3 protein-coding genes are annotated in these 2,416 nt (G+C 41.6%); all 3 read right to left on the reverse strand.

Annotated elements, in window-relative coordinates:
• The coding region (locus tag ACN6OV_RS01075; RefSeq protein ID WP_427948897.1) for a lipopolysaccharide biosynthesis protein at positions 1 to 919 on the reverse strand (919 nt) is incomplete at its 3' end.
• 82 nt (positions 920 to 1,001) lie between these two features.
• The gene (locus tag ACN6OV_RS01080) at positions 1,002 to 2,027 is read right to left on the reverse strand and encodes an NAD-dependent epimerase/dehydratase family protein (protein ID WP_180134924.1); all 1,026 of its coding nucleotides are present in this window, start codon (positions 2,025 to 2,027) and stop codon (positions 1,002 to 1,004) included.
• A gap of 15 nt (positions 2,028 to 2,042) precedes the next feature.
• Positions 2,043 to 2,416: UDP binding domain-containing protein (locus tag ACN6OV_RS01085; protein ID WP_427948899.1), on the reverse strand; the 374-nt coding region annotated here is incomplete at its 5' end.

Genomic DNA, 2,416 nt, shown 5'->3' on the forward strand with positions numbered 1-2,416 from the left:
CAATTAAATAAGCCGAACTTGGCGGATTACAAAAAACAGCCCAATAGCCCAACGCTAAAATTTGGAAATAAGTTGATATCCCAACCCATTCAGAACCGAAAATCCAAAGATATACCGACTCAGGCAAGATAAAGAAAATTGCAAAAAGAGGCAGCGACACCAAGCTTAAAAGCACGCTTGCCTTTAATGCATTTTTGCTTGAATCTGTGGTTTTAAACTTACGGATAAAAAACTGACGTAAGGTTTGTGAAATCAAATTGATCGGAACACGTAAAGTCCGCTCGACAATGGCATAAAAACCCATCGCCTGCACACCAACAAAATGCGACACCACATAGTAAGGCAAATTATGCGAAAAACTATTCAGCAAGGCATGTGGCGTATTGGCATAGATAAAGTCTTGATAATTTTTAAATGCCTGCCAACTGACTTGATAGAGCTGATACTTCAGTAGGTAGAGCAACATCGCCACAATCATCAGGATCGAGCTGACATTGTAGCTATTCACCAGACTGATCTGCATAAACAGTGGCAAACTCAATTGCACTGCAACCACAATCGCACTTCTAAAAATATTTAAACCTGCACAAAAATATTCCTTATGCGCAGCAAATTGATAGTTATAAACGCTCTGAATCAGCGTATTGGCAAGCACACCAGTTGCCACAGCAAACGCCATTTCAACATTTAAAATCAGACTGATAACGATGCCACTCATCACAGCAATCACCGTTGAAAAGACTGCACCCTCAAAAATCAGGCTTTTTTTATCTTGTTCTTCGGCAACCAACAGTGCTTGATCCAAACGCAAATTGGCTACTGTTGAAAGTACACTGACTATCGCCAATGCAATCCCGTAAGCCCCAAAGTCAACAACAGAATATAGGCGTGTTAAAACAGGAAGTGCGATAAATGTCATTATCGCACCTGCCAGCAAACTGAGTGTAATCAGTCCAATAGACTGATATTTTGCGAAGAGTTTCGCAATCATCTGCTCAAGATCATTTTAAGTTATTGACGTACCAACGCATGGCCAATTGAATGCCTTCGGCAATTTTATACTGCGGTGCATAACCCAGATGTTGCTCAATTTTGGCAATGCTGGCTTGTGAATGACGTACATCACCTGCACGGAACTCACGGTAAACAGGATCACGCTCAAAGTTCACATCATTAGTTGCAAGCGCTGCCTGAATGGCACGATATAACTCATTCAACGTAGTACGGTCACCTAGTGCAACATTATAAACCTGAGTTTTTGCTTCATCACTTTGAGTTGTCGCAGCTAAAATATTCGCTTGTACAACATTTTGAATAAAACAGAAATCACGGCTGGTTTCACCATCACCATTGATGAAGACATCTTCACCATTGATCATGGATGCCGTCCATTTCGGAATCACCGCAGCATAAGCACCGTTTGGATCTTGGCGCTGACCAAACACGTTGAAATAACGTAAGCCAATTGCTTTAAACCCATAAGTTTTTGCAAATACGTCTGCGTATAATTCATTGACGTACTTCGTCACTGCATATGGAGATAATGGCTTACCGATGTTTTCTTCTACTTTTGGCAATGCGGGGTGATCACCATAAGTCGAACTGCTGGCTGCGTATGTAAAGCTGGCTACACCTGCATCACGCGCAGCAGTCAACATATTCAAAAAACCACTGATATTGGTGTCATTGGTGGTGATCGGATCGGCAATCGAACGCGGTACAGAACCTAAAGCAGCTTCATGCAGTACATAATCCACGCCTGCACAGGCTTTTTGGCAATCTTCTAATTTGCGGATATCACCTTCAATAAAACTGAATTTCGCCCATTGCTCAGCAGATACTAAACTTTGAACTTCATCCAAATTATGCTGATGACCTGTGGCAAAGTTATCTAAACCCACTACGGTTTGATCAAGTTTCAGTAGTGTTTCTAAAAGGTTTGAGCCGATAAAGCCTGCAACGCCTGTCACTAACCATGTTTTTGGCTGTGCTTTCAATTGCTCACAGACCTGTTGATATTGATTCATGAAAAATATGTCCTCTTACAAACGCAAATCAGATTCGGCTTGAGATAACACATATTTCAAGTCATACAATACATGCTCAGATTTACCTAAAGCACGGATCGCATCTGCACCCATGGCTTTAAACTGTTCATGTGCAACCGCTAAAATTACTGCATCATATTTGCCATTTTCCAGCGCCTGCACAGGGCTAATACCGTACTCATGTTCTGCCTCAGTCGCATCCACCCAAGGGTCATAGACATCGGCATCGATATGATATTCTTTCAGTTCTTTCACAATATCAATGATGCGGGTATTGCGGATATCCGGGCAATTTTCTTTAAAGCTTAAGCCTAAAATGAGGACTTTGGCATCTTCTACTTGAATGCGTTTTTTCAGCATCGCTTTAA

Source organism: Acinetobacter sp., from assembly GCF_050285345.1.
Taxonomy (GTDB): domain Bacteria; phylum Pseudomonadota; class Gammaproteobacteria; order Pseudomonadales; family Moraxellaceae; genus Acinetobacter.